Source organism: Streptomyces sp. NPDC005820 (assembly GCF_040630255.1).
In the GTDB taxonomy this organism is placed as follows: Bacteria; Actinomycetota; Actinomycetes; order Streptomycetales; family Streptomycetaceae; genus Streptomyces.
Genome location: NZ_JBEXXE010000027.1, coordinates 41,944 through 67,965 on the forward strand (window position 1 = coordinate 41,944; position 26,022 = coordinate 67,965).

Annotated in this window: 24 protein-coding genes; 14 read left to right on the top strand and 10 right to left on the bottom strand. The window is 71.4% G+C overall.

All coding sequences use genetic code 11. The features are described 5' to 3' along the window. Positions 1-63: 63 nt before the first annotated feature. Positions 64-963, top strand: coding sequence for an oxygenase MpaB family protein (locus tag ABZ464_RS30325; RefSeq protein WP_359281860.1), 900 nt, complete (start codon positions 64-66; stop codon positions 961-963). Here ABZ464_RS30325 and ABZ464_RS30330 read toward each other — a convergent pair. Further along, entirely contained in the window at positions 949-1,473 is a 525-nt protein-coding gene (locus ABZ464_RS30330; protein WP_359281862.1) for a PadR family transcriptional regulator, read from the bottom strand. The genes ABZ464_RS30325 and ABZ464_RS30330 overlap by 15 nt on opposite strands. A gap of 100 nt (positions 1,474-1,573) precedes the next feature. On the opposite strand from ABZ464_RS30330, the gene ABZ464_RS30335 reads away from it, so the two are divergent. Next, positions 1,574-2,332: an alpha/beta hydrolase gene (locus ABZ464_RS30335; RefSeq protein ID WP_359281864.1), complete on the top strand. Its 759-nt coding sequence runs from the start codon at positions 1,574-1,576 to the stop codon at positions 2,330-2,332. A 4-nt stretch (positions 2,333-2,336) separates the two neighbouring features. On the opposite strand, the gene ABZ464_RS30340 is transcribed toward ABZ464_RS30335, so the two are convergent. Further along, the gene (locus ABZ464_RS30340; RefSeq protein ID WP_359281867.1) at positions 2,337-2,936 is read right to left on the bottom strand and encodes a class I SAM-dependent methyltransferase; all 600 of its coding nucleotides are present in this window, start codon (positions 2,934-2,936) and stop codon (positions 2,337-2,339) included. Between the two features lie 152 nt (positions 2,937-3,088). Here ABZ464_RS30340 and ABZ464_RS30345 point away from each other — a divergent pair, with 152 nt between their 5' ends. The 5 genes from ABZ464_RS30345 (at position 3,089) to ABZ464_RS30365 (ending at position 8,224) form a co-directional block, all read left to right on the top strand. Further along, positions 3,089-3,883 carry an MHYT domain-containing protein gene (locus tag ABZ464_RS30345; protein ID WP_359281869.1) on the top strand — a complete coding sequence of 265 codons (795 nt, stop codon included), beginning with the start codon at positions 3,089-3,091 and terminating at the stop codon, positions 3,881-3,883. 125 nt (positions 3,884-4,008) lie between these two features. After that, entirely contained in the window at positions 4,009-6,531 is a 2,523-nt protein-coding gene (locus tag ABZ464_RS30350; protein WP_359281872.1) for a nitrate- and nitrite sensing domain-containing protein, read from the top strand. Next, the gene (locus ABZ464_RS30355; RefSeq protein ID WP_359281874.1) at positions 6,528-6,965 is read left to right on the top strand and encodes a roadblock/LC7 domain-containing protein; all 438 of its coding nucleotides are present in this window, start codon (positions 6,528-6,530) and stop codon (positions 6,963-6,965) included. Before ABZ464_RS30350 ends, ABZ464_RS30355 begins: the two co-directional genes overlap by 4 nt. 22 nt (positions 6,966-6,987) lie before the next feature. Continuing rightward, the gene (locus ABZ464_RS30360; protein WP_359281876.1) at positions 6,988-7,398 is read left to right on the top strand and encodes a DUF742 domain-containing protein; all 411 of its coding nucleotides are present in this window, start codon (positions 6,988-6,990) and stop codon (positions 7,396-7,398) included. A 220-nt stretch (positions 7,399-7,618) separates the two neighbouring features. Beyond that, complete coding sequence (locus ABZ464_RS30365) at positions 7,619-8,224, top strand: ATP/GTP-binding protein (RefSeq protein ID WP_359281878.1); 606 nt, start codon at positions 7,619-7,621, stop codon at positions 8,222-8,224. 11 nt (positions 8,225-8,235) lie between these two features. Here the strand turns inward: ABZ464_RS30365 and ABZ464_RS30370 are convergent, their stop codons facing one another. Next, positions 8,236-8,664 (bottom strand): PPOX class F420-dependent oxidoreductase, encoded by a 429-nt coding sequence (locus ABZ464_RS30370; RefSeq protein WP_359281880.1) that lies wholly within the window; start codon positions 8,662-8,664, stop codon positions 8,236-8,238. 120 nt (positions 8,665-8,784) lie between these two features. On the opposite strand from ABZ464_RS30370, the gene ABZ464_RS30375 reads away from it, so the two are divergent. Both ABZ464_RS30375 and ABZ464_RS30380 read left to right on the top strand, forming a co-directional pair. After that, positions 8,785-9,198, top strand: a complete 414-nt coding sequence (locus ABZ464_RS30375; RefSeq protein ID WP_359281882.1) for a roadblock/LC7 domain-containing protein — start codon at positions 8,785-8,787, stop codon at positions 9,196-9,198. Positions 9,199-9,327: 129 nt separating this feature from the next. After that, a complete protein-coding gene (locus ABZ464_RS30380; protein WP_359281884.1) occupies positions 9,328-10,197 on the top strand; it encodes a DUF6397 family protein in 870 nt (289 codons plus the stop codon). A gap of 10 nt (positions 10,198-10,207) precedes the next feature. Here the strand turns inward: ABZ464_RS30380 and ABZ464_RS30385 are convergent, their stop codons facing one another. Both ABZ464_RS30385 and ABZ464_RS30390 read right to left on the bottom strand, forming a co-directional pair. Continuing rightward, a complete protein-coding gene (locus ABZ464_RS30385) occupies positions 10,208-11,074 on the bottom strand; it encodes an acyl-CoA thioesterase II (RefSeq protein WP_359281885.1) in 867 nt (288 codons plus the stop codon). Positions 11,075-11,105: 31 nt separating this feature from the next. Next, positions 11,106-13,619 (bottom strand): DUF3516 domain-containing protein, encoded by a 2,514-nt coding sequence (locus ABZ464_RS30390; protein ID WP_359281887.1) that lies wholly within the window; start codon positions 13,617-13,619, stop codon positions 11,106-11,108. 145 nt (positions 13,620-13,764) lie between these two features. On the opposite strand from ABZ464_RS30390, the gene ABZ464_RS30395 reads away from it, so the two are divergent. Next, the gene (locus tag ABZ464_RS30395; protein ID WP_359281888.1) at positions 13,765-14,559 is read left to right on the top strand and encodes a metal-dependent hydrolase; all 795 of its coding nucleotides are present in this window, start codon (positions 13,765-13,767) and stop codon (positions 14,557-14,559) included. Positions 14,560-14,585: 26 nt separating this feature from the next. Here ABZ464_RS30395 and ABZ464_RS30400 read toward each other — a convergent pair whose 3' ends face one another. From ABZ464_RS30400 to ABZ464_RS30415, 4 genes are all read right to left on the bottom strand, one after another. Then, positions 14,586-14,840 (bottom strand): type B 50S ribosomal protein L31, encoded by a 255-nt coding sequence (locus tag ABZ464_RS30400; protein ID WP_359281891.1) that lies wholly within the window; start codon positions 14,838-14,840, stop codon positions 14,586-14,588. A 57-nt stretch (positions 14,841-14,897) separates the two neighbouring features. After that, positions 14,898-15,368, bottom strand: coding sequence for a DUF5709 domain-containing protein (locus tag ABZ464_RS30405; RefSeq protein ID WP_359281892.1), 471 nt, complete (start codon positions 15,366-15,368; stop codon positions 14,898-14,900). Between the two features lie 288 nt (positions 15,369-15,656). Beyond that, positions 15,657-17,438 carry an ABC transporter ATP-binding protein gene (locus ABZ464_RS30410; protein ID WP_359281894.1) on the bottom strand — a complete coding sequence of 594 codons (1,782 nt, stop codon included), beginning with the start codon at positions 17,436-17,438 and terminating at the stop codon, positions 15,657-15,659. Next, complete coding sequence (locus ABZ464_RS30415) at positions 17,435-19,255, bottom strand: ABC transporter ATP-binding protein (RefSeq protein ID WP_359281897.1); 1,821 nt, start codon at positions 19,253-19,255, stop codon at positions 17,435-17,437. Before ABZ464_RS30415 ends, ABZ464_RS30410 begins: the two co-directional genes overlap by 4 nt. Positions 19,256-19,496: 241 nt before the next feature. Here ABZ464_RS30415 and ABZ464_RS30420 point away from each other — a divergent pair, with 241 nt between their 5' ends. The 3 genes from ABZ464_RS30420 to ABZ464_RS30430 all read left to right on the top strand — a co-directional run bounded on the left by ABZ464_RS30420 (position 19,497) and on the right by ABZ464_RS30430 (position 23,443). Further along, the gene (locus ABZ464_RS30420) at positions 19,497-20,273 is read left to right on the top strand and encodes a L,D-transpeptidase family protein (RefSeq protein WP_359281900.1); all 777 of its coding nucleotides are present in this window, start codon (positions 19,497-19,499) and stop codon (positions 20,271-20,273) included. Positions 20,274-20,329: 56 nt separating this feature from the next. Then, positions 20,330-21,925 (top strand): peptide-N4-asparagine amidase, encoded by a 1,596-nt coding sequence (locus ABZ464_RS30425; protein ID WP_359281903.1) that lies wholly within the window; start codon positions 20,330-20,332, stop codon positions 21,923-21,925. Positions 21,926-22,102: 177 nt separating this feature from the next. Further along, entirely contained in the window at positions 22,103-23,443 is a 1,341-nt protein-coding gene (locus ABZ464_RS30430; RefSeq protein WP_359281906.1) for a cation:dicarboxylase symporter family transporter, read from the top strand. A gap of 165 nt (positions 23,444-23,608) precedes the next feature. Here ABZ464_RS30430 and ABZ464_RS30435 read toward each other — a convergent pair whose 3' ends face one another. Beyond that, on the bottom strand, positions 23,609-24,061 hold the full coding sequence (locus ABZ464_RS30435; RefSeq protein ID WP_359281908.1) for a MarR family transcriptional regulator: 453 nt from the start codon (positions 24,059-24,061) through the stop codon (positions 23,609-23,611). A gap of 93 nt (positions 24,062-24,154) precedes the next feature. Here ABZ464_RS30435 and ABZ464_RS30440 point away from each other — a divergent pair, with 93 nt between their 5' ends. After that, positions 24,155-25,966: an ABC transporter ATP-binding protein gene (locus ABZ464_RS30440; RefSeq protein ID WP_359281911.1), complete on the top strand. Its 1,812-nt coding sequence runs from the start codon at positions 24,155-24,157 to the stop codon at positions 25,964-25,966. The last annotated feature ends 56 nt before the right edge of the window (positions 25,967-26,022 follow it).

A 26,022-nucleotide genomic window follows, 5' to 3' on the forward strand; every position in this document is an offset into this window, starting at 1 on the left:
TCCTTTCATCTCCCTTTACCCAACCTAGAGTTGGAGTCACGGCGGCAGAAGGGAAACCGTACGGTGAAGAGATTCGAGCGGCTCGAACAGATTCGGCGCATGGACCCGCACCGGGACGCCTACGAGATCTACCGGCTCACCGCGGCGTACGAATTCCCCTGGGACTTCACCCGTGCGCTTGAACTCGCCCTCTACCGCACCTACGCGGTCCCGAGCATCGGCCGGCTGCTGGCCGAGACGGCGGAGCTCACGGACCGCTCCCAGAAGCGCTACGACGACACGTCCCTGCTCCTCGACGCCGTCGTCGAGCACGGCTTCGACAGCGAGCGGGGCCGGACGGCGGTGCGCCGCATCAACCAGATGCACCGCAGCTACGACATCGGCAACGACGACATGCGCTACGTCCTGTGCACCTTCGTCGTCATGCCCAAACGGTGGACCGACGCCTACGGATGGCGGCGGATGTCGCACCACGAGATCGTGGCCTCCACCGTCCACTACGGCACCCTCGGCCGCCGTATGGGCATCAGGGACATCCCCGAGACCTACGAGGCGTTCGAGAACTGTCTCGACGCCTACGAGAAGGCACACTTCGCCTGGGACGAGCACGCGCGCCGGGTCTCGGACGCCACGCTCGACCTGATGGCCTCCTGGTATCCGCGGCCGCTGGCCCCAGTCTTGCGCACCGCAACTCTCGCGCTGCTCGACGAGTCGCTCCTGACGGCCTTCCGCTACACCCCGCCGAGCCCGACCGTCCGCACACTGGTGCGCAAGGCGGTACGCGCGCGTGGACGCGCGGTCCGACTGCTCCCGCCCCGCCGCGCACCGCACTACGCACGGCAGAACTGGGAGATCAAGGGCTATCCGAACGGTTACCGCCTGGACGATCTGGGCACCTGTCCGGTCCCCGGTCCGGGAGGCTGCCCGGTACGGCATGCCGGGGGAGCGTCAGCCGCCCAGTGAGTCCAGGGTCTCGCGCAGCCAGGTGATTTCGGCGCGGGACGTGGCCCGCGCGATGGTCAGCACACCCCGCCGGAAGGGGTCGTCGAGTTCCTCGGCGCCCACGGGTCGGTCGCCGTCGTAGAAGAAGCTCGTCGGCTCCTGGAGGAAGGCCAGGCGGCGACGGAGCACGGTGGCCTGTGCGACGGGGTCGTCCAGGTGCCGCAGGAACGTGAGGACCGTGAACCAGCGGTTCTCGTCGGTGATGTCGCGTTCGCCGGGTTCGGCCAGGCGCCTGCGCAGTTCGCTCCCGCCCTCGTCGGTGAGGCTCAGCACGTGCCGAGGGGCGGCCACGGCTCCCGGCTCCGTGGCGCGCACCAGGAAGCCCGACTTCTCCAGGCGCTTGATCGCCGGATAGAGCGTGCTCTCCGCCACCGGGCGCACGTGCCCCGTCAGCGCGGTGAGACGTTTGCGCAGCTCGTAGCCGTGCAGCGGGGTGTCGTACAGGAAGCCGAGGATGGCGAGCTCCAGCATGCCCGCATCCTAATATCTCGTTGACGCAATACATCGGTACCGATGTATTGTCCTCCGCGGAAGTGACAGCCGGGTGCGTCGAAGGGGAAGAAGAGAAGAGATGCGGCAGGCCGTGTTCGACGACAGGGGGAGCCGTGTCCGGTGGACGGAGACGCCGGGTGCCGACCCCGCGCGCGTGTACGTGCACGGACTGGGCTCGGTCTCGGCGGTCTACCACGCGCACGTGGCGGCCCGGCCCGAACTCGCCGGCCGGCGCAGCCTGTTCGTGGATCTGCCCGGGCACGGCATCAGTGACCGGCCCGAGGATTTCGGGTACACGCTCGAAGAGCACGCCGACGCCCTGGCGGCCGTACTGGACGCGGCACAGGTGACCGGAGGGGAACTCGTCGCCCACAGCATGGGCGGTTCCGTGGCCATCGTCCTGGCGCACCGCCGGCCCGACCTGGTCGCACGGCTCGTGCTCACGGAGGCCAACCTGGACGCCGCCCCGCCGCTCACCGCGGGCAGCGCCGACATCGCCTCCTTCACGGAGGAGGAGTTCCTCGACGGCGGGTACGCGCGCGTGCTCGACCGGGTGGGTCCCATGTGGGCCGCGACGATGCGCCTGGCCGACCCGCGTGCCCTGCACCGCAGCGCCGTCGCGCTCAGGCGCGGCTCCGAGCCGGTCATGCGCGAGCTCCTGGCCGGACTCCGCACCGTCGACCGCGTCTACCTCCAGGGCGAACTCAGCGGCGTACTCGACGGGGCGGACGCCCTGGAGGGGGCGGGCGTCCGCGTCGTGACGGTGCCGGGCGCCGGACACAACATCATGTTCGACGACGCGGACGCGTTCGTCGGGGCGGTCGCCGCGACCGCGTGAGCCGTCAGCCCTCCCGGACGGCCAGGGCCAGGAAACGGGCGTCCTCGTCGACGTACGACGTCATGCGCCAGCCGGAACCGGCCAGCAGGGGACGCAGGTTCGGCTCCGCGCGCAGGTCCTCCGGCGTGATCCGCCGTCCCTGCCGGGCGGCGAGGGCGGCCCGTCCGATCGGATGGAACAGTGCGAGGAGGCCACCGGGGCGCACCACCCGGGCCAGCTCCCGCAGGTTCTCCGCCGGGTGGGGGAGATGGGCGATGAGCCCCGCCGCGAACACCGCGTCGAGCGACTCGTCCCGCAACGGCAGCGCGGCGACGTCGGCGAGCAGCAGCCGCCCCGCGCGGTCGCGTCCGGCCCGTACGGCGGCCTGGAGCATGGCCAAGGTCAGATCGGCCCCGACGACCACTCCCGAGGGCCCCACGGCCGCACGCAGCGGCGTCAGGGCCCGTCCGGTGCCGCAGCCCGCGTCCAGCACGCGGCTCCCCTCCCGCAGGCCGAGCTCGGCGACGGCCGCAGCGTAGACGGGGCCGTCGTCGGGGAAACGGGTGTCCCAGTCCGCCGCCCTGGCCGTGAAGAACTCCTGGACATGTGTGTGGTCGTCGCTCATGGTCCGCATGATCCCTCACCGTCACGGAGGACGTCGTTGTGTGCATGTTCGAGCGTGTGGCGATCGGTCCGGCGCACTTATGCATCACATTCCATCACCTTTCGAAATGCGCCCCCTTTGTGCACCCGTGCCCCCACTAGCGTCCCCTGGCCATGGGACACCTGGACCACGCCGCCTTCGGCTGGCTGACCCCCGTACTGTCGTACGTGATGGCCTGCATAGGCGCCGCCCTCGGGCTGCGCTGCACCGTGCGCGCCCTCGGCGCCACCGGGCGCTCACGCCGCAACTGGCTGATCACCGCCGCCTCCGCGATCGGCACGGGCATCTGGACCATGCACTTCGTGGCCATGCTCGGCTTCGCCGTCAGCGGCACCGACATCCGCTACGACGTTCCGCTGACCGTGCTCAGCCTCCTCGTCGCCATGGTCGTCGTCTGTGCCGGTGTCTTCGCCGTCGGCTACAGCCGTGACCGCACGCGCGCGTTGCTGATCGGCGGGCTCACCACCGGCGTCGGCGTGGCGAGCATGCACTACCTGGGCATGGCCGCGGTCCGTCTGCACGGCGGCGTCTCCTACGATCCGACACTCGTCGGAATCTCCGTCCTGATCGCCGTCGTCGCCGCGACCGCCGCCCTGTGGGCCGCGCTCAACATCAAGTCGCCGATCGCGGTCACCGTCGCCTCGCTCGTGATGGGCGCGGCGGTCAGCAGCATGCACTACACCGGCATGTTCGCCGTGAGCGTGCACGTCACCCCGTCCGGAGCGATGCTGCCCGGGGCCACGGCGATGCAGTTCATCTTCCCCCTCGCCGTCGGCCTCGGGTCCTATCTCTTCCTGACCTCGGCCTTCGTCGCTCTGTCGCCCACCACGGGGGAGCGCGAGGCGTCCGCCTCGGCCCAGCAGCCGGTGGAGAGCGGTGCCGTCCGCGGGCCGGCCCGGACCGTGTGACCGGCCGGCCCGCACGCCCCGAACCGTTCGTTCCGAACAGCACACCCCGTCGAACCGTTCCGGACGGCACGTCCCGAGCCATTCCGGAGGGAACGCCCCCCGAACTTCTTCCGAGCGAGGAGGCCATGCGTACACCCCGTAGGACCCCCACGGCCGGCGCCGAGGCGCCACCCCCGGTGCGCGGGCGGCGCGCCCACGCCGGGCCGCCCGCCGACGAGGGCCCGGACGAGCAGCCGGGCGCGTCCGCCGACGCGACACCCACGCGCGCGGGACGACGGCACCTCCGGCCGCGCACCGTACGGGCCAAGATCGTCTGCCTGCTGATGGTGCCGGTCGTCTCCCTGCTGGCCCTGTGGGCGTACGCCACCGTCAGCACCGCCCAGGACATCTCCCGGCTGCGCCAGTTGCAGCGCGTGGACGCCCAGGTCCGTACACCCGTCGCGGCGGCGGTGGCCGCCCTGCAGAACGAGCGGGCAGCCGCCGTACGGTACGCGACCGAACCGGCCGCCGGGCAGGGCGACGACCTCAGGAGGCTCGCGGCGCGCACGGACGCGGCCGTGGCCCGGCTCCGCCTCGGCGACCACAGCACCGTCGCCGACGGCCAGGACCTGCCCGCCGGAGTCGCCCAGCGGCTCGAGACCTTCGTCTCCGGAGCCGAGGCCTTGAGCTCGCTGCGGACGGCCCTGCTCGACGGCGGCGCCGACTGGCAGGAGGCCTACGACCGGTACACCACCACCCTCTCGGCGGCCTTCCAGGTCGACGGCGCGCTCTCCGGCATCCAGGACGCCGAACTCGGCTCCGACGCGCGCGTGCTGCTCGAATTCTCCCGCGCGGGCGAGGCGCTGGCCCAGGAGGACGCCGTCCTCGCGAGCGCACGCCTGACCGGCCGCCTGGACGGCGCACGACTGCGGCTGTTCACCGGCGCCGTCGCCACCCGCCGTACCGTGACCGAGTCGGCCGTCGCCGACCTGCGCGGACCCGAACGCACCGCCTGGCAGCGCCTCGCCGCGGGCAGCGCCTACACCGCCCTGGCCGCCACCGAGGACCGCGCACTGGCGGGCGGATCGGGCGCGAAAGCGCTTTCGGCCGCTTCGGAGGCCACCTGGACCAAGGCTCACGCGCGTGTGCGGGACGGCATGCGCGGCATCGAGGCGGCCGCCGGACGCGATGTCGCGGACCGCGCCGACCCGTTCACCCGCGGGGCGCTCACCCCGGCAGGCGCCGCGGTCCTCTTCGGCCTCGCCGCCGTCGTCGCGTCACTCGTGATCTCCGTCCGCATCGGCCGCGGGCTCGTCGTCGAACTCGTCACCCTGCGCAACAGCGCCCTGGAGATCGCGCGGCGCAAACTCCCCGAGGCCATGCGCAGACTCCGCACCGGGGACGAGATCGACATCCGCGCCGAGGCGCCGCCCGGACCGGCCGCCGAGGACGAGACCGGCCAGGTCGCCGAGGCCCTCACGACCGTGCACCGGGCCGCCCTGCGGGCGGCGGTCGAGCGCGCCGAACTCGCCAGCGGCATCTCCGGGGTGTTCGTCAACCTCGCCCGCCGCAGCCAGGTCCTCGTCCACCGCCAGCTGAGTCTGCTGGACAGCATGGAGCGCCGCTCCGACGACCCCGACGAGCTGAGCGACCTCTTCCGGCTCGACCATCTCACCACCCGCATGCGGCGCCACGCCGAGAGCCTGATCATCCTCTCCGGAGCGGCCCCCGGCCGGGCCTGGCGCATGCCGGTGTCCCTGACCAACGTGGTCCGCGCCGCGGTCTCCGAGGTCGAGGACTACGCGCGCGTGGAGGTACGGCAGCTGCCCGAGGCCTCCGTCGTCGGCGCCGCCGTCGCCGACCTCACCCATCTGCTCGCCGAACTCGTCGAGAACGCGGCCCAGTTCTCACCGCCGCACACACGCGTGCGCGTCACGGGCGAGCCCGTCGGCAACGGTTACGCCGTCGAGGTCGAGGACCGCGGGCTCGGCATGGGCAAGGAGACCCTCGCGGAGGCCAACCGGCGCATCGCGCAGTCCGAGGCGCTCGACCTGTTCGACAGCGACCGGCTCGGTCTGTTCGTCGTCAGCCGGCTCTCCGCCCGCCACGGCGTCAAGGTGCATCTGCGGACCTCGCCCTACGGCGGCACCACCGCGGTCGTCCTCCTGCCGACCGCCCTGCTGCACGGCGGGAAGCCGGAACGTTCCACCCGGGAGGCGCGGGAGGCGGTGGAAGCCGAGCAGTCCACGGAACGCGAGTACGCGCGCGTACCCGCCCCCGACCGGCCGAGGCCCGAACCGGAGGCCGTTCCCGCGCCCGCCGACCGGCCCGCCCTGGTCGCCGCCGCCGAACCGGCCGCCGCCGACCCCCCGTCCCCCGGAGTCACCGCCTTGCGTCTGCACCGCCCCCCGGACGACTCCGACGGAACGGACGACCTCCCGCGCCGGGTCCGGCAGGCGCACCTCGCCCCCCAACTGCGCAGGACGCCCACCGAGGAACCGCCTCGGGAGACCGGCCCGCGCGACGACGGGCGCACCCCCGAACTCGTACGCGACCGGATGGCCGCCTACCGGGCCGGCTGGGCACGCGGCGGCGGCAGGGAACCCGGCCGGGGTGCCACCCCGGTTCCCGCCCCGGGCAGCGACAGCAGCGAAGGAGACACCGCATGATCCAGGACCCGAGCACGAGGCCGGCCCAGCGGTCCGGCGAACTCGACTGGCTGCTGGACGATTTGGTGATGCGCGTCAGCGAGGTACGGCACGCCGTGGTGCTGTCCAACGACGGCCTCGCCGTCGGTGCCTCCACCGGCCTCAGCCGCGAGGACGCCGAACACCTCGCGGCCGTCGCCTCCGGCTTCCACAGCCTCGCCAAGGGCGCCGGCCGCCACTTCGGGGCCGGCGGCGTCCGGCAGACCATGGTGGAGATGGACGACGGCTTCCTGTTCGTGGCCGCCGCCGGAGACGGCTCCTGCCTCGCCCTCCTCACCGCCGTGACCGCCGACATCGGCCTGGTCGCCTACGAGATGGCGCGGCTGGTCAAACGGGTCGGCGAGCACCTCTTCACCGGACCGCGCCTCGGCGCGCGGCCGCCCGCCGCCGGATGAGACGAGAGAGCGACCGGCCGAGATGACCGAGGACATGTCCGGCGCCCCGCACGAGCTGGGCAGCCAGTGGTACGACAACGAGGCCGGACCCCTGGTGCGCCCGTACGCCATGACGGGCGGACGCACCAAACCCGGCCCCACCGGAGTGCGCTTCGATCTGATCGCCCTGGTCACCCTGGCCCCGGGCGAGCCCGACGCGGACGGCCCCGCACTCGGGCCCGAGCACCGGGCGCTCATCGACCTGTGCCGCACGGAGACGCAGTCGGTGGCCGAACTCGCGGCCGGCGCGGACCTGCCCGTGGGGGTGGTCCGGGTCCTCCTCGGCGACCTCCTGGAACTCGGCCGCGTCACCGTCAGTCGGCCGGTCCCGCCCGCGCACCTGCCCGACGAACGCATTCTCCGCGAGGTGATCGAGGGGCTACGGGCGCTGTAGACCGAGGGGCCGCGACCCCTGCCGTACGAACACCCGGGCCGACCCGGACGCATAACGCACCCGCCTGGCACAGGCTCGCGCACACCTTCGGACCGCGAACGCGCAGAGCGCGGTCAGATCGGGCAGATTCGGTCGAACCCCTCGGAAAGGGGCCCCAGTTGTCATGATGCTGACTTCGCACACCTGCACCGCAGCCGTCCTCTCCCGAGAGAAGTGATCCATGGTCTCCGAGCACTCCGATGCCACAGGTGGCGATACGGCCCCCCTGGCGTTGAAGATTCTGGTCGCCGGCGGGTTCGGCGTCGGCAAGACCACCCTGGTGGGCGCGGTCAGCGAGATCAAGCCGCTGCGTACCGAGGAACTGCTGAGCGAAGCGGGCCAGTGGGTGGACGACACCGACGGAGTGGACCAGAAGGTCACCACGACCGTCGCCATGGACTTCGGCCGGATCACCATCCGCTCCGGCCTGTCCCTGTACCTCTTCGGCACGCCCGGCCAGGACCGCTTCTGGTTCCTGTGGGACGAGTTGTCCCAAGGGGCGCTGGGTGCGGTCGTCCTGGCCGACACCCGACGCCTCGAGGACTGTTTCCCCGCCGTCGACTACTTCGAGCACCGGCACATCCCCTTCGTCGTCGCCGTCAACTGCTTCACCGGCGCGCGGACCTACGGCGCCCAGGACGTCTCGCGCGCCCTCGACCTCGACGGCGGAACCCCCGTCGTCCTGTGCGACGCACGGGACCGCGCCTCGGGGAAGGAGGTCCTGATCCGGCTCGTCGAGTACGCCGGACGGATGCACACCGCCCGGCTGCTCGACTCGGTGAGCTGAGGGGGCACCGGTCAACCGGCGATGGACTTCCGTGCCAGCACCTTGTCGATCGCGACCCGCACCAGCAGTTCGCCGGGTACGCCGTTGCGGGCGCCGAACTCCTCGGCACGCTCCTCGCCCATGTACCGGGCACCGATGCGGGCCGCCCAGTACCGGACCTCGTCGAGGTCCTCCGAGATCCGGGCACGGCCCTGCAGTACCACGAAGTCGAACGGCGGCCGGTCGTCGTCCACACACAGGGCGATCCGGCCGTCCCGCGCCAGGTTCCGCCCCTTCACCGTCTCCTTGCCGGTGTTGAACACCACCTCGTCCGCGTCGAGCAGGAACCACACCGGTGCCACGTGCGGACTGCCGTCGGCCCGGACCGTGGACAGTTTCGCCGTGCGGGTGCCGTGCGAGACGAACGCCCGCCATTCGTCGTCGGTCATCTTCTGCGCCATGCCGCAATCCTCCTTGCTCCGGCGCCCGTTCCTGGGGAAGGCTGGCGGGCGTTTCCTCCGGCGATGCGGAGGGGACACGGGGGAATTCACGGGGAAAATGACACGCGGGGAGACGGAGACATGGCGCAGAACCAGGGGCTGGGCTGGCTGTTGGACGACCTGACCGAGCGCGTCGACCACGTCCGCCATGCGCTGGTCCTGTCCAACGACGGACTGGTGGCGGGCGCGAGCACCGGACTGCGCCGCGAGGACGCCGAGCACCTCGCCGCGGTCTCGTCCGGACTGCACAGCCTGGCCAAGGGATCCGGACGCCACTTCGGCGCGGGCCAGGTACGCCAGACCATGATCGAGTTCGATGAGGCGCTGCTCTTCGTCACCGCGGCCGGCTCCGGCAGCTGTCTGTGCGTGCTCAGCGGCGCGCAGGCCGACATGGGCCAGATCGCCTACGAGATGACGCTGCTCGTCAGCCGCGTCGGCGAGCACCTCACCGTGGACGCCCGGCAGCCCGATCGGGCCCCGCTGGAAGACCTCTGACCTGCTCTTTTCTCGGCTCCCGTGGAGTTATCCACAGGCTCGCCACGAGATCCGCGATTCCGGCTACGGTTTTTTCCGAGGCCACCGCGGACCGTGCGGGGCCGTCGTACTCCACGGGGGAGACCGAACATGTCCGGAAACACCGTCGTTCCACAGCAGGCCCCGTCGTGCTCCGCGAGCCGCGCGGCACGGGAACTCGGCCTGAAGCGAGGCGAGTTCGACCTCGCGGTACACCTGGGGCGTATCAGCACCGTCCCCGACGAAGGCGGAGGGGGCCGCAGGGTGGTGCCCCGCCCGGAGCTCGACCGGCTGCTCGGATCGGCGGAGGAACTGCGCGAGCACGTCCGGGTCGTCGGCACGGGGGAGGCGGCCACCCTCATGGAGGTACCGGCCTCCCGGTTCACCCGCCTCGCCCGGCTGGGACTGGTCGTGCCGGTGAAGTTCTACCTGAACCGCTATCGGGCCGTCGTCTGGCTGTATCTGGCCGAAGAGCTGGAGCAGTTCACCGCGGACGTGCACAACGGCTTCCTGCTCAAGGGCCGGACCCCCGAGTCGATGCGGGCTCACCTGGCGGCAGGCCGCGATCTCAGGGCCCGGAACTGGCGAGGACGTCACCTGGGCTTCCTGCTACGGCAGTGCGACGACCCCTGGCAACGGGCCGGAGCCCTGGCCGCGTTTCTCGACCCCCTCCAGATCGCGGAGATCGTCAAAGACCCCTACGAACGCTCCCACCTGAACCGGTTCCGGCCCGGACCACCCGCCCACGGTGCCCCGGGCAGTCCGGCCGCCCACCTCGTCGAGAAGATCGTCACGGCCGATGAGCCGGATGAGATCGCCTGGCTCCGGGCCGACCTGGACCGCACACTGGCCGAAGCCCGCGCGCACCTGCCCGCGCCGCGCCCGGCACCCGCACGCCCTGGGGACGAACCACAGTCGCCGGAGCGCCCCCGGCGCGCGCCACGCGGCCTGCTGGGTCTCCTGCGCCGCAGAAGCTCCTGACGCGCACGTCCTACAGCTTCCGGAACAGTCCTTCCTGGACGACCGACACCAGCAGCTGCCCCTTCAGGTCGTAGATCCGGCCGCGGGCCAGGCCACGCCCGCCGGTCGCGATCGGTGACTCCTGGTCGTACAGGAACCACTCGTCCGCGCGGAACGGCCGGTGGAACCACATAGCGTGGTCCAGCGACGCCATGTCGAAGTTCCGCTGCCCCCACAGGGGCTCCACCGGCAGGCGGACCGCGTCCAGGAGCGTCATGTCGCTGGCGTACGTCAGCGCGCAGGTGTGCACCAGCGGATCGTCGCCCAGCGGCCCGACCGCGCGCATCCAGACCGCGCTGCGCGGCTCGGCGTCCTTGACGTCCTCGGTACTCCAGCGCAGCGGGTCCGCGTACCGGATGTCGAAGGGCTGACGGCGCGCCATCCGCTCCAACTGCTCGGGCAAAGTGCCCAGATGCGCCCGGATCTCCTCCGTGACCGTCGGCAGGGACTCCGGGTCCGGGACCTCACGGGCCGGCGGCAGCTGGTGCTCGAAGGGGCCTTCCTCAGGCTTGTGAAAGGAGGCGGTGAGATTGAAGATCGTGCGGCCCTGCTGCACCGCGGTGACCCGGCGCGTGGTGAACGAGCGCCCGTCCCGCACCCGCTCGACCTGGTACACGATCGGCACCCCCGGCCGTCCCGGGCGCAGGAAGTACGCGTGCAGCGAGTGCACGGGCCGGTCGCCGTCGGTGGTCCGGCCGGCCGCGACCAGCGCCTGGCCGGCCACCTGCCCGCCGAAGACCCGCTGCAGGGACTCCTGCGGACTGCGGCCGCGGAAGATGTTGACCTCGATCTGCTCCAGGTCGAGCAGGTCGACCAGACTCTCGGCGGGGTTCGTCATCGGTGCGCTTCTCCTGTGCCTCGCGCTGTTCTCACAGTTGGCCCACGTCCGTGACGCGGACGACCGCCCGGCCCTCCGCGTCGGAGGCCGTGAGGTCGATCTCCGCGCTGATGCCCCAGTCGTGATCGTCGTTCGGGTCGTCGAAGATCTGGCGGACCCGCCACAGAGCGTTCTGCGGCTCCTCCTGGATCACCAGCAGCTTGGGACCACGCGCGTCCGGGCCGGTGCCCAGGTCGTCGTACTCGTCCCAGTACTTGTCCATCGCCTCGCCCCACGCGTCGGCGTCCCAGCCGGACTCGGCGTCCATCTCGCCCAGCTCCTCGACGTGGTCGAGAGCCGCCAGCTCGACCCGCCGGAACAGGGCGTTGCGCACGAGGACCCGGAAGGCCCGCGCGTTGGCGGTGACCGGCTTGACCTCGTCGGCCTTCTCCTGGGCCTCCTCCGCGGTCATCTCCTCCGGGTTGGCGAGCTGTTCCCACTCGTCCAGCAGGCTGGAGTCGACCTGGCGCACCATCTCGCCCAGCCACTCGATCAGGTCCTGCAGGTCCTCCGACTTGAGATCGTCGGGGACGGTGTGGTCGAGGGCCTTGTAGGCGCTCGCCAGGTAGCGCAGCACGATGCCCTCGGTGCGGGCCAGCTCGTAGTGGGACACGAGCTCCGTGAAGGACTGGGCCCGCTCGTACATGTCACGGATGACGGACTTCGGCGACAGCGGATGGTCGCCGACCCACGGGTGGCTCTTGCGGTACGTGTTGTAGGCGTGGAACAGCAGTTCCTCGAGGGGCTTCGGGTATGTGATGTCCTGGAGCCGCGCCATGCGCTCCTCGTACTCGACCCCGTCGGCCTTCATCGCGGCGACGGCCTCGCCGCGTGCCTTGTTCTGCTGGGCGGCCAGGATCTGTCGGGGGTCGTCCAGGGTGGACTCGACGACGGAGACCATGTCCAGGGCGTACGACGGCGACTCGGGGTCGAGCAGTTCGAACGCGGCCAGCGCGAACGTGGACAGCGGCTGGTTCAACGCGAAGTCCTGCTGAAGGTCCACGGTGAGGCGGACGATCCGGCCGGTGGCGTCCGGCTCGTCGAGCTTCTCGACGATGCCGCCGTCCAGCAGCGAACGGTAGATCGCGATCGCGCGCCGGATGTGCCGCAGCTGCTGGCGCCGGGGCTCGTGGTTGTCCTCCAGCAGATGACGCATCGCCTCGAAGGCGTTGCCCGGCCGGGCGATCACCGACAGCAGCATCGTGTGGGTCACGCGGAAACGCGACGTCAGCGGCTCCGGCTCCGACTCGATCAGCTTGTCGAAGGTGTTCTCCGTCCAGCCGACGAAGCCCTCCGGCGCCTTCTTGCGGACCACCTTGCGGCGCTTCTTCGGGTCGTCGCCCGCCTTGGCGAGCGCCTTCTCGTTCTCGATGACGTGCTCGGGCGCCTGCGCCACCACGAAGCCCGCCGTGTCGAAACCGGCCCGCCCGGCCCGGCCGGCGATCTGGTGGAACTCACGCGCCCGCAGGGTGCGCACCCGGTTGCCGTCGTACTTGGTCAACGCCGTGAACAGCACGGTACGGATCGGCACGTTGACACCGACGCCGAGCGTGTCCGTACCGCAGATGACCTTCAGCAGACCGGCCTGGGCGAGCTTCTCCACCAGCCGCCGGTACTTGGGCAGCATGCCGGCGTGGTGGACGCCGATGCCGTGCCGTACGTAACGGGAGAGGTTCTGGCCGAACTTGGTGGTGAAGCGGAAGTTGCCGATCAGATCGGCGATCTGCTCCTTCTCCTCCTTCGAGCACATGTTGATGCTCATCAGCGCCTGCGCCCGCTCCACCGCCTGCGCCTGGGTGAAGTGCACGATGTAGACGGGGGCCTGCCTCGTGTCGAGCAGATCGGTGAGCGTCTCCGTCAGGGGGGTGTAGCGGTACTCGTACGACAGCGGCACCGGCCGGGTCGCCGAGCGGACCACTGCGGTGGGGCGGCCGGTGCGGCGGGTGAGGTCCTTCTCGAAGAAGGACACGTCGCCGAGGGTCGCCGACATGAGGACGAACTGCGCCTGCGGCAGCTCCAGGATGGGGATCTGCCAGGCCCAGCCGCGGTCGCCCTCGGCGTAGAAGTGGAACTCGTCCATGACGACCTGGCCCACGTCCGCGTGCTTGCCGTCGCGCAGGGCGATCGAGGCGAGCACCTCGGCGGTGCAGCAGATGACCGGGGCGTCGGAATTGACGGACGCGTCGCCCGTCAGCATGCCCACGTTCTCCGTGCCGAAGATCTTGCACAGCTCGAAGAACTTCTCCGAGACCAGCGCCTTGATCGGCGCGGTGTAGAAGGTGACCTCGTCCCGGGCGAGCGCCGCGAAGTGCGCGGCCGCGGCGATCATGCTCTTTCCGGAGCCGGTCGGCGTCGACACGATCACGTTCGCCCCGGAGACCACCTCGATCAGCGCCTCCTCCTGGTGCGGGTAGAGCGTCAGACCGCGCTCCTCGGCCCAGGACTCGAAGGCTTCGTACAGGGCGTCGGGATCTGCGGTCGGCGGCAACTGATCGATGAGGGTCACGACCCCATCTTGCCTGCCCGGGAGCCCGATGGGGGAATCGGCTGCCGCCCCGAAGATCACGGCCGCTACGCTGTGTCGCCGACGGAGCGTCATCGCACCCGGTCAACTGGACAGCGGCACACGAGGAATGGGGCGGGCAACGGCCATGATGGGACCAGCACACTCACTGTCGGGCGCCGCCGCCTGGCTAGGCGTCGGCGCGGCCGCCGCCGCGGCGGGGCACACCATGCCCTGGCCGGTCCTCCTCTCCGGTGCGCTGATCTGCGCCGGTGCGGCGCTCGCACCGGACCTCGACCACAAGGCCGCCACCATCTCCCGCTCCTTCGGCCCGGTCTCCCGGTGGCTGTGCGAGATCGTCGACAAGCTCTCGTACGCCACGTACAAGGCCACGAAGATGCAGGGCGACCCGCGCCGCTCCGGCGGGCACCGCACCCTCACCCACACCTGGCTGTGGGCGGTCATGATCGGCGCGGGCGCCTCGGCGCTGGCGATCGCCGGGGGCCGCTGGGCGGTGCTGGCGATCCTCTTCGTGCACATGGTGCTGGCGATCGAGGGCCTGCTGTGGCGGGCGGCGCGGGGCTCCAGCAGCGATGTGCTGGTGTGGCTGCTGGCCGCGACCAGTGCGTGGATCCTCGCCGGTGTCCTGGACAAGCCCGGCAACGGCGCGGACTGGCTGTTCACGGACCCGGGGCAGGAGTACCTGTGGCTCGGGCTGCCGATCGTGCTGGGCGCCCTGGTGCACGACATCGGGGACGCCCTGACCGTCTCCGGCTGCCCGGTGCTGTGGCCCATCCCGATCGGGCGCAAGCGCTGGTATCCGCTGGGTCCGCCCAAGGCGATGCGGTTCCGCGCGGGCAGCTGGGTCGAGCTGAAGGTGCTGATGCCGGTGTTCATGCTGCTCGGGGGAGTCGGCGCCGCGGCAGCGCTCAACGTGATCTGAGGCAGGCCGCGGGCGGGGGCGACGGCTCAGCCGGTTCCGCCCTCGCCGTAGCGGCGCTCGAAGCGGGCGATACGGCCCTCTGTGTCCACCGAGCGGGCCTTCCCGGTGTAGAAGGGGTGGCTCTCCGAGGAGATCTCCACGTCCACCACGGGGTACGTCTCGCCGTCGTCCCACTCGATGGTCTGGTCGCTGGAGGCGGTGGACCGGGTGAGGAAGGCGTAGCCGGCGGCGCGGTCGCGGAAGACGACCGAGTGGTAGTCGGGCTGCTTGTCCTGCTGCATGGGTGCTCCTCGTCGTCGTCCTGGTGCGGTGCCGGCCGTGGAACGGGGGGTGGCGGGTCAGCCGGACAGGCTGTCCTCGTCGACGATGTGCATGGCCGCCTCCTCGGCGGACGCGGCCGCGCCGTCGATACCGACGTCGCTCGCGACCATGGCGCTCTCCTCGTCCTCGTGGGCGCCTTCGTCCGGTGCCACGAGCCGGCCCGAGCGGGCCGCGCCGACCTCGTTGTCGAGGAGTTCGCCGTCGGTGCCGTCGCAGTCGCCGAGGCCGTCCCCGTCGGGCACGGGGAGGTCGGGCAGCTCCTCGGCGAGCCGCTGATCCAGGGTCTCGCCCTGTCGGCGCTCGGCGGCCGTCACCCCGTCGTGCTCCACCGCCCAGGGCCGCTCGGGAGGGGACCAGCCGCGGTCGAGCGGGTCCGAGACGCCGTCGTCCACGAGTGTGTCCTCCGCGTCGAGCAGTCCCGAGTCCTCCTGGATGTCGGAGGCGTCGGGCTGGTAGACGTCGTCCCCCCATCCGTCGACGCTGTTCACGGGTACCTCCAGGGGGTGACCGGCCCGTTCTCACCGCGGTCGGCGGTGGGGCACCGCCGCACGGGGCACCGGCCCGGCCCGGCGTCCGCCGGACGGATCCGGGCCGATTCCCACGCGGGTGCCGGTATCCAGCGTTCCATCCCGCTTCGGCACCGCGCAACGCCAGAGCGACGTCGGAATGGAGACGGGGCCGCCGGGGCCGCGGCGCCGGGCGGCGCACCTGCGACAACCGGCGCCCCCGGCACCATCAGTCCCATCCCGCAGTCACCCGCCCCCGGCGGGCTCGTCTCACCCGTGCCAGGAGCGCCAGAGTGCCGCGTAGGCCCCGTCCGTGCCGACCAGGTCCGTGTGGCTGCCCAGCTCGCTGATGCGGCCGTTCTCGACGACGGCGATGAGGTCGGCGTCATGGGCGGTGTGCAGCCGGTGGGCGATGGCGACGACGGTGCGGCCGTCCAGCACGCGGGCGAGGGAGCGCTCCAGGTGGCGGGCGGCACGCGGGTCCAGCAGCGAGGTCGCCTCGTCCAGGACCAGGGTGTGGGGATCGGCCAGCACCAGCCGGGCCAGTGCGATCTGCTGGGCCTGGGCCGGGGTGAGCGCGACGCCGCCCGAGCCGACCTCGGTGTCCAGCCCCTGGTCCAGTGCCCGCGCCCAGCCGTCCGCGTCGACCGAGCCCAGCGCCGCCCACAGCTCGTCGTCCTCGGCACCGGTCCGCGCGAGCCGCAGGTTGTCGCGCAGGGAACCGACGAAGACGTGGTGCTCCTGGTTGACGAGTGCCACGTGGGAGCGGACGTGTTCGGCGGTCATCCGGGACAGCTCGGCGCCGCCGAGGGTGATCCGGCCGTCGCGCGGAGCGTAGATGCCGGCGAGGAGCCGGCCCAGTGTGGACTTGCCCGCGCCCGACGGGCCGACCAGCGCCAGCCGGGTGCCGGGCGCGACCTCCAGGGACACTTTGCGCAGCACGTCGACGCCCTCGCGGTAGCCGAAGTGGACCCGCTCGGCGAGCACGTCCCGCCCGTCCGGCGCCAGCCCGGTGTCGCCGGCGTCCGGCTCGATGTCCCGCACCCCGACGAGGCGGGCCAGCGACACCTGCGCGACCTGTAGCTCGTCGTACCAGCGCAGGATGAGGTTGACCGGGTCGACGAGCATCTGCGCCAGCAGTGCGCCGGTCGTCAGCTGGCCCACTCCGATCCAGCCGTGCAGGACGAACACCCCGCCGAGCATGAGGACCGAGCCCAGCACGGTGACGTGGACGAGGTTGATGACCGGGAACAGCACCGACCGCAGCCACATGGTGTAGCGCTCCCAGGCGGTCCACTGCCGGATCCGCAGCTTCGACAGCTCGATCCGGCGGTCGCCGAGACGGTGGGCCTCGACGGTGCGGCCGGCGTCCACGGTCTCGGCGAGGGCGGCGGCCACGGCGGCGTACCCGGCGGCCTCCGAGCGGTAGCCGGACGGCGCCCGCTTGAAGTACCAGCGGCAGCCCGCCACCAGCAGCGGCACCGCGAGCAGCACGGCCGGTGCGAGGGGCGGCGCCATGACGACGAGCCCGCCGAGCAGCAGCGCGGCCCACAGTACGCCGATGGTCAGCTGGGGCACGGCCTCGCGCATGGCGTTGCCGAGCCGGTCGATGTCCGTGGTGATGCGGGACAGCAGATCACCGGTACCGGCGCGCTCCAGGACGCCCGGCGGCAGCCGGACCGACCGTACGAGGAAGTCCTCGCGCAGATCGGCCAGCATCCGCTCGCCGAGCATGGCCCCGCGCAGCCGCACCTCGCGGACGAACGCGGCCTGGACGACCAGGGCGAGTACGAAGACTGTGGCGACGATCCCCAGATGGAGCTCGCGGGCGCCGTCGGAGAGTCGTTCCACGAGGTCGCCGAGGAGCCAGGGGCCCACCATCGAGGCGATGGTGGCGACGGTGTTGACGAGCAGCAGGACCAGGAAGGCCCGGCGGTGCCTGCGCAGGAGTTCGGCCACGTAGGCGCGTACGGTCGACGGGGCGCCGACGGGCAGCGTGTTCGCCGTCGTCGGGGCCGCCGGGTCGAACGCGGGTGGCGGCACGCCGATCATGCGGTCTCCTCGATCTCTTTCAGTTCTTCCAGCTCGTCCAGCTCGGTCTCGTCCAGCCGCGTCAGCGCCCCGCCGAGAGCCGTCTCCTCGTCGGTCTCGCGGGTGACCACGGCCCGGTACCGGGGTTCGGTGTGCAGCAGCTCGCGGTGCTCACCGACGGCGGCGACCTCGCCCTCGTGCACCAGGACGACCCGGTCGGCCCGGTCGAGCAGCAGCGGGGAGGAGGTGAAGACCACGGTCGTGCGACCGGCCCGCAGCCCGCGCACCCCCTCGGCGATCCGGGCCTCGGTGTGCGAGTCGACGGCGGAGGTGGGCTCGTCGAGGACGAGCGCCTCCGGATCGGTGAGCAGCGACCGGGCCAGGGCGAGCCGCTGCCGCTGGCCACCGGACAAGGAGCGGCCGCGTTCGGTGATCCGGGCGTCCATCGGGTCGTCTGCGTCCAGGGAGCCCTGCACCAGGGCCTCCAGGACGTCGTCGCACTGGGCGGCGGCGAGCGCGGCCCGCGCGTCCACGTCACCGGAGGCGGGCACGTCGAGCAGTTCGCGCAGCGAACCGGACAGCAGCACCGGGTCCTTGTCCTGGACGAGGACGGCCGTGCGCGCGGTCTCCAGTGGGAGTTCGTCCAGCGGGATGCCGCCGAGCAGCACCGACGGGCCGTCCTCCGGAGGGTGGCCGCCCAGCCGTTCCGCGAGCCGTCCGGCCGCGTCCGGGTCGCCGCACACCACCGCGGTGAGCCGCCCGGCCGGGGCGAGCAGTCCGGTCGCCGGGTCGTACAGGTCGCCCGAGGGCACGTCCCCCGCGCGTGATCCGCCGATGTCCGTGACCCGCTCCAGCGACAGCACCCGGGCGGCCCGCTTGGCCGAGGGACGCGAGAAGGAGTAGGCCATCGCGATCTCCTCGAAGTGCCGGAGGGGATACGTCAGGACCATGACGGAGCTGTAGACCGCGACCAGTTCACCGACGGAGATCCGGCCCTCGTGGACGAGACGGACGCCGTAGCAGACGACCGCGATCATCAGCAGGCCGGGCAGCAGCACCTGGATGGCGGTGATCAGGGACCACATGCGGGCGCTGCGCACGGCCGCGTGCCGGACTTCCTGGGAGGCGCGGCGGTAGCGGTCGAGGAAGAGCTCCTCGCCGCCGATGCCGCGCAGCACCCGCAGGCCGGCCACGGTGTCCGAGGCCAGTTCGGTGGCGCGCCCCGCCTTCTCGCGCTGGACGTCGGCCCGGCGGGTCGCGCGCGGCAGCAGCGGCAGCACGGAGATCGCGAGGACGGGCAGTCCGACGGCGACCACGATGCCGAGGGCCGGCTGGTAGACGACCAGGCCGATACAGACCAGCACGACCGTCAGGGCCGCGGCCGTGAAGCGCGAGACGGCCTCGACGAACCAGCCGATCTTCTCGACGTCACCGGTGGACACGGCCACGACCTCGCCGGCCGCGACCCGCCGGGTCAGCGCCGAACCCAGCTGGGCGGCCTGGCGGGCGAGAAGTTGCTGGACGCGGGCGGCGGCGGTGATCCAGTTGGTGACTGCCGTCCGGTGCAGGAAGGTGTCGCCGATCGCGGTGGCCGCCCCGAAGAGGGCCATCAGCCCGCCGGCCAGGGCGAGTCGGCTGCCGGAGCGGTCGACCACGGCCTCGATGGCGAACCCGACGCAGAATGGCTGCGCCGAGACGGCGACGAAGTGCAGCAGTCCCCAGGCCAGGGACTTGAGCTGGCCGCCCAGTTGGTTGCGGCCGAGCCACCACAGGAAGCGAGGTCCCGAGCGCGCGTCCGGCACACCCGGGTCGGGATACGGAAGGTCTTGGATCTGCATGACGTCCCAGTGGCTCGTGTCAGAGGGGAGGGGGGAGGGGTGATGCGAAGGTGAGAAGGGTGGGTGCGGGCATGAGGAGAACCCGCGAGGCGCGGCAACAAACCGTGAAAGGTTCGCGTCGGAGCGTGGTCGGAATCAACTGGTTTTCTGCCGCGGGCGCAGGGTTCAGGCTGCTCGCCGACACGGCCCCGGTGCCCGGAATCTGACAGATATGCCGGGAAAATGGTGCGAGCATGGGCGGATGCGACATGGCGGTGTGCGGTCCCGGGTGACCGCGACGGTGACCGGAGTACTCCTTCTCGCGGCCCTGTCCGCGTGCGGCGGCGCGGGCACGGGACGGAGCGGCGGCAACAGGGCGGCGGGGCCCGAGGGCGGCGCCGCCCCGTCGGGTATCGCCGGATCGAGCGCCCGGGCGTCGACCGCGCCCGTCCCCGCTCCCACCCGCATCCCGGAGATCGGCGACCGGCTGCACCAGCGCATTCCGGCCACCTCTCGCCAGGTTCTGGCGGTGTACGGCGACGGAGCGGACTCCGCGGAGGCCGTCGCCGTGCTGTACGGCAAGCGGGGCCAGGTCTGGGAGCGTGTGCGCAGTTGGCCCGCGCACAACGGAAAGAAGGGCTGGACCCCCGACCACCGCCTCGGGGACAACCGCAGTCCGGTCGGGGTCTTCACGCTCACCGCCGCGGGCGGCGTGCTGGCCGATCCCGGGACGAGGCTGCCGTACACCCGGTCGGAGGACTACGCGGCCCCGCGCTGGTGGGACGAGTCGCACTGGCACGATTTCGACTACGTCATCGCCATCGACTACAACCGGGTCCCGGGCACGCCGCCCGACGACGGGGAGCAGCCCCTCGGTGAGGAGAAGGGTGGCGGGATCTGGCTGCACCTGGACCACGGCGACGGCACATCCGCCTGCGTCAGTCTGTCCAAGGAGGCGATGGAGTATCTGCTGCTCACGCTCGACCCGGAGCGGGATCCCGTGGTGGTGATGGGGGACAGGGAGGCGCTGAAGGCGTAGGGCCGAAGGGGAGGCGTCATTGCGGGCGTGGGCGGACTCCCCGTAGAACACCGGCCATGAAGAGACGGTTAATCATGTCCATGCTCACCGGGGCGACCCTCCTGGTGAGCACCCTCCTCGGGGCGGCTCCGGCCCGATCGGCCGACGTCCCCGCCGAGTTCGGCACCGACTGGCACGACCCGGTGACCGCGGCGCCCCCCGTCGACAAGCCTTCGGGCAGATCCTGCCAAGTCACCGTCGCCGAGGCGCAGTTCCGGGACTTCACCCCGTACAGAGGCACCTACACGCCGCCGGACGGCTGCGGCGACCGCTGGAGCAAGGTGGTGCTGCGCCTGGACGGCAAGGTCAAGGGACGGCAGTTCGACCGGCTCGGCTATCTGCACGTCGGCGGGGTGGAGATCTTCCGTACGTCGACCCCGGAGCCCTCGCCCGACGGTATCGAGTGGTCCGTGGAGAAGGACGTCACCCGGTACGGCGACACCTTCCGCCGAAGCCAGGACGTCGAGATGCTCATCGGGAACGTCGTCGACGACACCTACACGGGCGTGCTCGACGTCAAGGTCACGCTGACCTTCTACGCCGGGAAGGAACCGGCCGCGACCCCCGACCGCGTCCTCACCCTGACCGACGGCGCGACCCTCACCACGCCCCGCAACAGCGAACGCGTCGTCGCGGAGGTGTACGCGACCGGCTCCGGCGGCGGCTGCGAGGAGTACTGGTACCTGACGGTGCCCGCGCAGGCGCCGTACTCCTGCCGGGCGGACGACGGCCCGTACCGCGAGGTGCAGGTCAGGGTCGACGGGCGACTGGCCGGTATCGCCACCCCGTTCCCGACCGTGTGGACCGGCGGCTGGTCCAACCCCTTCCTCTGGTACGTGATCCCGGGCCCCCGCGCCTTCGACATCAAGCCCGTCGAGTACGACCTGACCCCCTTCGCCGGCATCCTCAACGACGGGCTCCCGCACCGCGTCGAGGTGTCGGTCGTCGGCGTGCCCGAGGGGCAGAGCGGCTGGAGCACACCGGTCAATGTGCTCGTCTGGCAGGATCACGGCAGGGCGGTCGTACCGGGGAAGCTGCTCGGCGGCGATGCGGGCGAGCTGACCGACTCCACCGTCTACACGCCCGGTACGCAACACCGCCTCGACACCGAGGCCGGACACCGGCTCACCGTCGCCGGGTATCTCGACACCTCGCACGGCCGGGTGCGGACCACCGTCACCCGCGCCCTGGCCCACACCTCCGTGCACCACTGGACCGACGGCGAGACCGTGGACGGTCTCGACGCGACCTGGACGGACGACGAGAAGGTCACGGTCGGCGGCCACGGACGGACCGTCACCACCCGGACCCACCGCACCTACACGATGAACGGCACGACCACCCTCGGCGCGGACGACCGGCTGCGGACCGTGCTGACACTCGGCGACCGGGCCGACGCGGTGACGACCCGCAACGGCCGGCGCGCGACGTGGTCGCGGCTCGACGACACCTACACCGGCGACGCCACGTACACGGTCGGGGTGCCCCGCGACCAGCGGCACGCGGTCGGCACGACCGGCGAGCACTACCTGCTCCGTGGCTCGGACGGCTGCCACGACCGCCGACTCACCACGGTCCAGGGGGTGCTGACGGAGGATCGCGGCGGCTGCTGAGCCGGCAGGCGTGCGACGCGTCAGGAGGGACGGGATTTACGCGGCCGAAACGCGGCGGTCTTGTGCGCGATCAACGGCACCTTCACAGTGATCACAACGGAAGCCGCTTTCCGCATCGCAGAAGTCCCTTGTCTCCGGGACTTCCGCGGTGCCGTCGTCCCCCCACAAGGAGTGCCCGTGCCGCCGTCCGTCCCGTCGCTGCCGCGACGCGTCGCACGCATACTGCGTACCTCACTCTTCGCGCAGGTCGCCTGCGCGCTCGTGCTCGGCATCGTCGTCGGGAAGCTGTGGCCCGACGTGGGCACGGACCTCCAGCCACTCGGCGACGGTTTCACCCGGCTCATCAAGACGATCATCTCGCCGCTGGTGTTCTGTGTGGTCGTCGTCGGCATCGCCAAGGCCGGTGACCTCAAGGCGTTCGGCCGGATCGGGCTCAAGGCGCTGATCTGGTTCGAGGTCGCCAGCACGCTCGCCCTGATCATCGGGCTGCTCGCCGCCAACGTCGTCCGGCCCGGCGCGGGGATGAACGTCGACCCGTCCACCCTGGACACCTCGGCGGTCGACGCCAAGACGGGCGGTGGCTCGCTGCCCACCACGACCGAGTTCCTCGTGAACGCGCTGCCCACCAGTTTCATCGGCGCCTTCGCCGAGAACTCCCTGCTCCAGGTGCTCGTCCTGGCCTGTCTGGTGGGCGCCGCGCTGCTGCATCTCGGGCACACGAAGGTGCCGCAGGTGCTGCCCGCCATCGAACAGGCCCAGGAGATCATCTTCGCGATCGTCGGCTTCGTCATGCGGCTGGCGCCGATCGCGGTGTTCGGCGCGATGGCCGTCCTGATCGGCAATTACGGGCTCGGTGTCATCGAGACCTACGCCAAGCTGATCATCCTGTGCTACGCGGCGGCGGCGTTCTTCATCGCCCTGCTGGCCGTGGCCCTGCGCCTGGTGACCGGGCTCAGCCTCTGGAAGTTCCTGCGCCACATCCGTGCGGAGATGCTGCTCGCGCTGGGCACGGCCTCCACCGAGGCGGTCATGCCACGGGTGATGCAGAAGCTGCGCAAGGCGGGGGCACGCGACGACGCGGTGGGTCTCGTGCTCCCCACCGGCTACTCCTTCAACCTCGACGGCGCCTCGCTGTACCTGTCCATCGGCACGCTGTTCATCGCCCAGGCCGTGGACGTCGATCTGAGCCTTGGGCAACAGATCACCGTGGTCCTGGTGCTGATGCTGACCAGCAAGGGCATGGCGGGGATCCCCGGTTCGGCCTTCCTCGCCCTGTCCGCGACGGCGTCCTCGCTGGGGGCGATTCCGGCCGGCGCCGTCGCCCTGCTGCTCGGGGTCGATCGGATCATGGACTCGATGCGGGTCGTCACCAACCTCCTCGGCAACTGTGTCGCGGTCTTCGCGGTGTCCCGCTGGGAGGGGGCGCTGGATCTGGAGCGGGCGAAGAGGGTGCTCGACGGGGAGAGCGTGGAGGAGGAGGCCTCGGTGCCGGAGCCGACGGCGCCTGTCGCCCCATAGCTCGGGTGGTGCTGTTTCGCGGGCGGCTGCGGGTGGTTCGTGGCTGGTCGCGCAGTTACCCCGCGCCCCTGAGGGTCGGTCCACCGGACCGGCCCGAAAAGGGGCGCGGGGAACTGCGCGACCAACCCCCACACACCCGCAGTCGCCCGCGAACCGTTGTCGCCCCTACCCGTGGCGCCCCTCCGGCACCCCGTCCACGAGCGTGTCCAGCAAGCCGCCCAGTACCTCCCGCTGCCCGCCCGACAGCGGTGCGAGGATCTCCTCGGCCGCCGACCGCCGGGCGCCCCGCAGCTTGCGCAGTGCCTCCCGGCCGTCGTCCGTGAGCTCGATCCGGATCACCCGGCGGTTCGTGGGATCCGGCACCCGCCGTACCCTGCCGCCCGCCTCCAGTCCGTCGACCAGCGTCGTCACCGCGCGCGGGACCACCTCCAGGCGCTCGGCGAGATCGGCCATGCGCGGCGGCGAGCTGTAGCACGCCAGGGTGCGCAGCAGCCGGGACTGGGCCGGGGTCACGCCGAGGCCGCACTGCTCTATGTGCCGCTTCTGGATCCGGTGCACGCGGCGGGTGAACCGCAGCAGTTGCTCGGCGAGCACGCTGTCGGAATCGGGGGTGGTCATGCGGGAACAATATCAGGATGCCGTTCATTGTGAGTATAGGTAACAATGAGCTATGGTCAGCTCGATCCGCCCGCTCACCTCCCGTAGGAGCCCATGCACCCCGACAAACCAGACTCCTGGATCCCGTCCGCCCGGAACACCGACGCCGAGGCCCAGCCCCGTCAGGTCCGCCGGATCCTCGGCCTCTTCCGTCCCTACCGCGGCCGGCTCGCCGTCGTCGGCGTCCTCGTCGGCGCCTCGTCGCTGGTCTCGGTCGCCACACCCTTCCTGCTGAAGGAGACCCTCGACGTCGCCATCCCCGAGGGCCGCACCGGGCTGCTGAGCCTGCTCGCCCTCGGCATGATCCTCAGCGCCGTGCTCAGCAGTGTCTTCGGCGTCCTGCAGACACTGATCTCCACGACCGTCGGCCAGCGCGTCATGCACGACCTGCGCACCGCCGTCTACGGCCGGCTCCAGCGCATGTCCCTGGCTTTCTTCACGCGTACGCGTACCGGCGAAGTCCAGTCGCGTATAGCCAACGACATCGGCGGCATGCAGGCCACCGTCACCTCCACCGCCACCTCCCTGGTCTCCAACTTCACCAGCGTGGTCGCCACCGTCATCGCGATGATCGCCCTCGACTGGCGGCTGACCGTCGTCTCCCTGCTCCTGCTGCCGGCCTTCGTCTGGATCAGTCGCCGCGTCGGCAACGAACGCAAGAAGATCACCACCCAGCGCCAGAAGCAGATGGCCGCCATGGCCGCCACCGTCACCGAGTCGCTGTCGGTCAGCGGCATCCTGCTCGGCCGCACCATGGGCCGCGCCGACTCGCTCAGCCAGTCCTTCGCCGACGAGTCCGAGCGGCTGGTCGACCTGGAAGTGAAGTCCAACATGGCCGGCCGCTGGCGCATGGCCGTGATCACCATCGTCATGGCCGCGATGCCGGCGGTCATCTACTGGACGGCTGGTGTGGCCCTCCAGGTCGGCGGCCCCGATGTCTCCCTCGGTACGATCGTCGCCTTCGTCTCGCTCCAGCAGGGCCTGTTCCGCCCCGCCGTCAGCCTGCTCGCCACCGGCGTGCAGATCCAGACCTCCCTCGCGCTCTTCCAGCGCATCTTCGAGTACCTCGACCTGCCGATCGACATCACCGAGCGCACCGACCCGGTCCACCTCGACCAGATCAAGGGTGAAGTCCGCTTCGAGAACGTCGCGTTCGCCTACGACGACAAGGGCGGGCCCGTACTCGACGGCATCGACGTCACCGTCCCCGCGGGCGGAAGCCTCGCCGTCGTCGGGCCGACCGGCGCCGGCAAGTCCACACTGGGCTACCTCGTGCCGCGGCTGTACGACGTGACCGGCGGCCGGGTCACCCTCGACGGGGTCGACGTCCGCGACCTCGACTTCGACACCCTCGCGCGCGCGGTCGGCGTCGTCTCGCAGGAGACGTACCTCTTCCACGCCACGGTCGCCGACAACCTGCGCTTCGCCAAACCCGACGCCACCGACGAGGAACTGTACGCGGCCGCCCGCGCGGCGCAGATCCACGACCATATAGCCGCCCTGCCCGACGGGTACGACACGGTCGTCGGCGAGCGCGGCCACCGCTTCTCCGGCGGGGAGAAGCAGCGCCTGGCCATCGCCCGCACCATCCTGCGCGACCCGCCGGTGCTGATCCTCGACGAGGCGACGAGCGCCCTGGACACCCGCACCGAGCACGCCGTCCAGGAGGCCATCGACGCGCTCTCCGCCAACCGCACCACACTCACCATCGCCCACCGGCTGTCCACCATCCGCGGCGCCGACCAGATCGTCGTCCTCGACGCGGGCCGGTTGGCCGAACGGGGTGCGCACGAGGAACTGCTGGAGCGGGACGGGCGGTACGCGGCCCTGGTGCGGCGGGACGCCAGCCTGGAGCCGACAAGCTGACAACCGCCAGGCCTACGACAGGTTATGCCGGGTTTATGACGATATGAGGGTTACCG

What these genes read in the sequence shown, in the direction of transcription:
- ABZ464_RS30330 (WP_359281862.1), bottom strand. Translation starts at nt 1,473, where the DNA reads ATGCTGGAGCTCGCCATCCTCGGCTTCCTGTACGACACCCCGCTGCAC.
- ABZ464_RS30335 (WP_359281864.1), top strand. Translation starts at nt 1,574, where the DNA reads ATGCGGCAGGCCGTGTTCGACGACAGGGGGAGCCGTGTCCGGTGGACG.
- ABZ464_RS30340 (WP_359281867.1), bottom strand. Translation starts at nt 2,936, where the DNA reads ATGAGCGACGACCACACACATGTCCAGGAGTTCTTCACGGCCAGGGCG.
- ABZ464_RS30345 (WP_359281869.1), top strand. Translation starts at nt 3,089, where the DNA reads ATGGGACACCTGGACCACGCCGCCTTCGGCTGGCTGACCCCCGTACTG.
- ABZ464_RS30350 (WP_359281872.1), top strand. Translation starts at nt 4,009, where the DNA reads ATGCGTACACCCCGTAGGACCCCCACGGCCGGCGCCGAGGCGCCACCC.
- ABZ464_RS30355 (WP_359281874.1), top strand. Translation starts at nt 6,528, where the DNA reads ATGATCCAGGACCCGAGCACGAGGCCGGCCCAGCGGTCCGGCGAACTC.
- ABZ464_RS30360 (WP_359281876.1), top strand. Translation starts at nt 6,988, where the DNA reads ATGACCGAGGACATGTCCGGCGCCCCGCACGAGCTGGGCAGCCAGTGG.
- ABZ464_RS30365 (WP_359281878.1), top strand. Translation starts at nt 7,619, where the DNA reads ATGGTCTCCGAGCACTCCGATGCCACAGGTGGCGATACGGCCCCCCTG.
- ABZ464_RS30370 (WP_359281880.1), bottom strand. Translation starts at nt 8,664, where the DNA reads ATGGCGCAGAAGATGACCGACGACGAATGGCGGGCGTTCGTCTCGCAC.
- ABZ464_RS30375 (WP_359281882.1), top strand. Translation starts at nt 8,785, where the DNA reads ATGGCGCAGAACCAGGGGCTGGGCTGGCTGTTGGACGACCTGACCGAG.
- ABZ464_RS30380 (WP_359281884.1), top strand. Translation starts at nt 9,328, where the DNA reads ATGTCCGGAAACACCGTCGTTCCACAGCAGGCCCCGTCGTGCTCCGCG.
- ABZ464_RS30385 (WP_359281885.1), bottom strand. Translation starts at nt 11,074, where the DNA reads ATGACGAACCCCGCCGAGAGTCTGGTCGACCTGCTCGACCTGGAGCAG.
- ABZ464_RS30395 (WP_359281888.1), top strand. Translation starts at nt 13,765, where the DNA reads ATGATGGGACCAGCACACTCACTGTCGGGCGCCGCCGCCTGGCTAGGC.
- ABZ464_RS30400 (WP_359281891.1), bottom strand. Translation starts at nt 14,840, where the DNA reads ATGCAGCAGGACAAGCAGCCCGACTACCACTCGGTCGTCTTCCGCGAC.
- ABZ464_RS30410 (WP_359281894.1), bottom strand. Translation starts at nt 17,438, where the DNA reads ATGATCGGCGTGCCGCCACCCGCGTTCGACCCGGCGGCCCCGACGACG.
- ABZ464_RS30415 (WP_359281897.1), bottom strand. Translation starts at nt 19,255, where the DNA reads ATGCAGATCCAAGACCTTCCGTATCCCGACCCGGGTGTGCCGGACGCG.
- ABZ464_RS30420 (WP_359281900.1), top strand. Translation starts at nt 19,497, where the DNA reads ATGCGACATGGCGGTGTGCGGTCCCGGGTGACCGCGACGGTGACCGGA.
- ABZ464_RS30425 (WP_359281903.1), top strand. Translation starts at nt 20,330, where the DNA reads ATGAAGAGACGGTTAATCATGTCCATGCTCACCGGGGCGACCCTCCTG.
- ABZ464_RS30435 (WP_359281908.1), bottom strand. Translation starts at nt 24,061, where the DNA reads ATGACCACCCCCGATTCCGACAGCGTGCTCGCCGAGCAACTGCTGCGG.
- ABZ464_RS30440 (WP_359281911.1), top strand. Translation starts at nt 24,155, where the DNA reads ATGCACCCCGACAAACCAGACTCCTGGATCCCGTCCGCCCGGAACACC.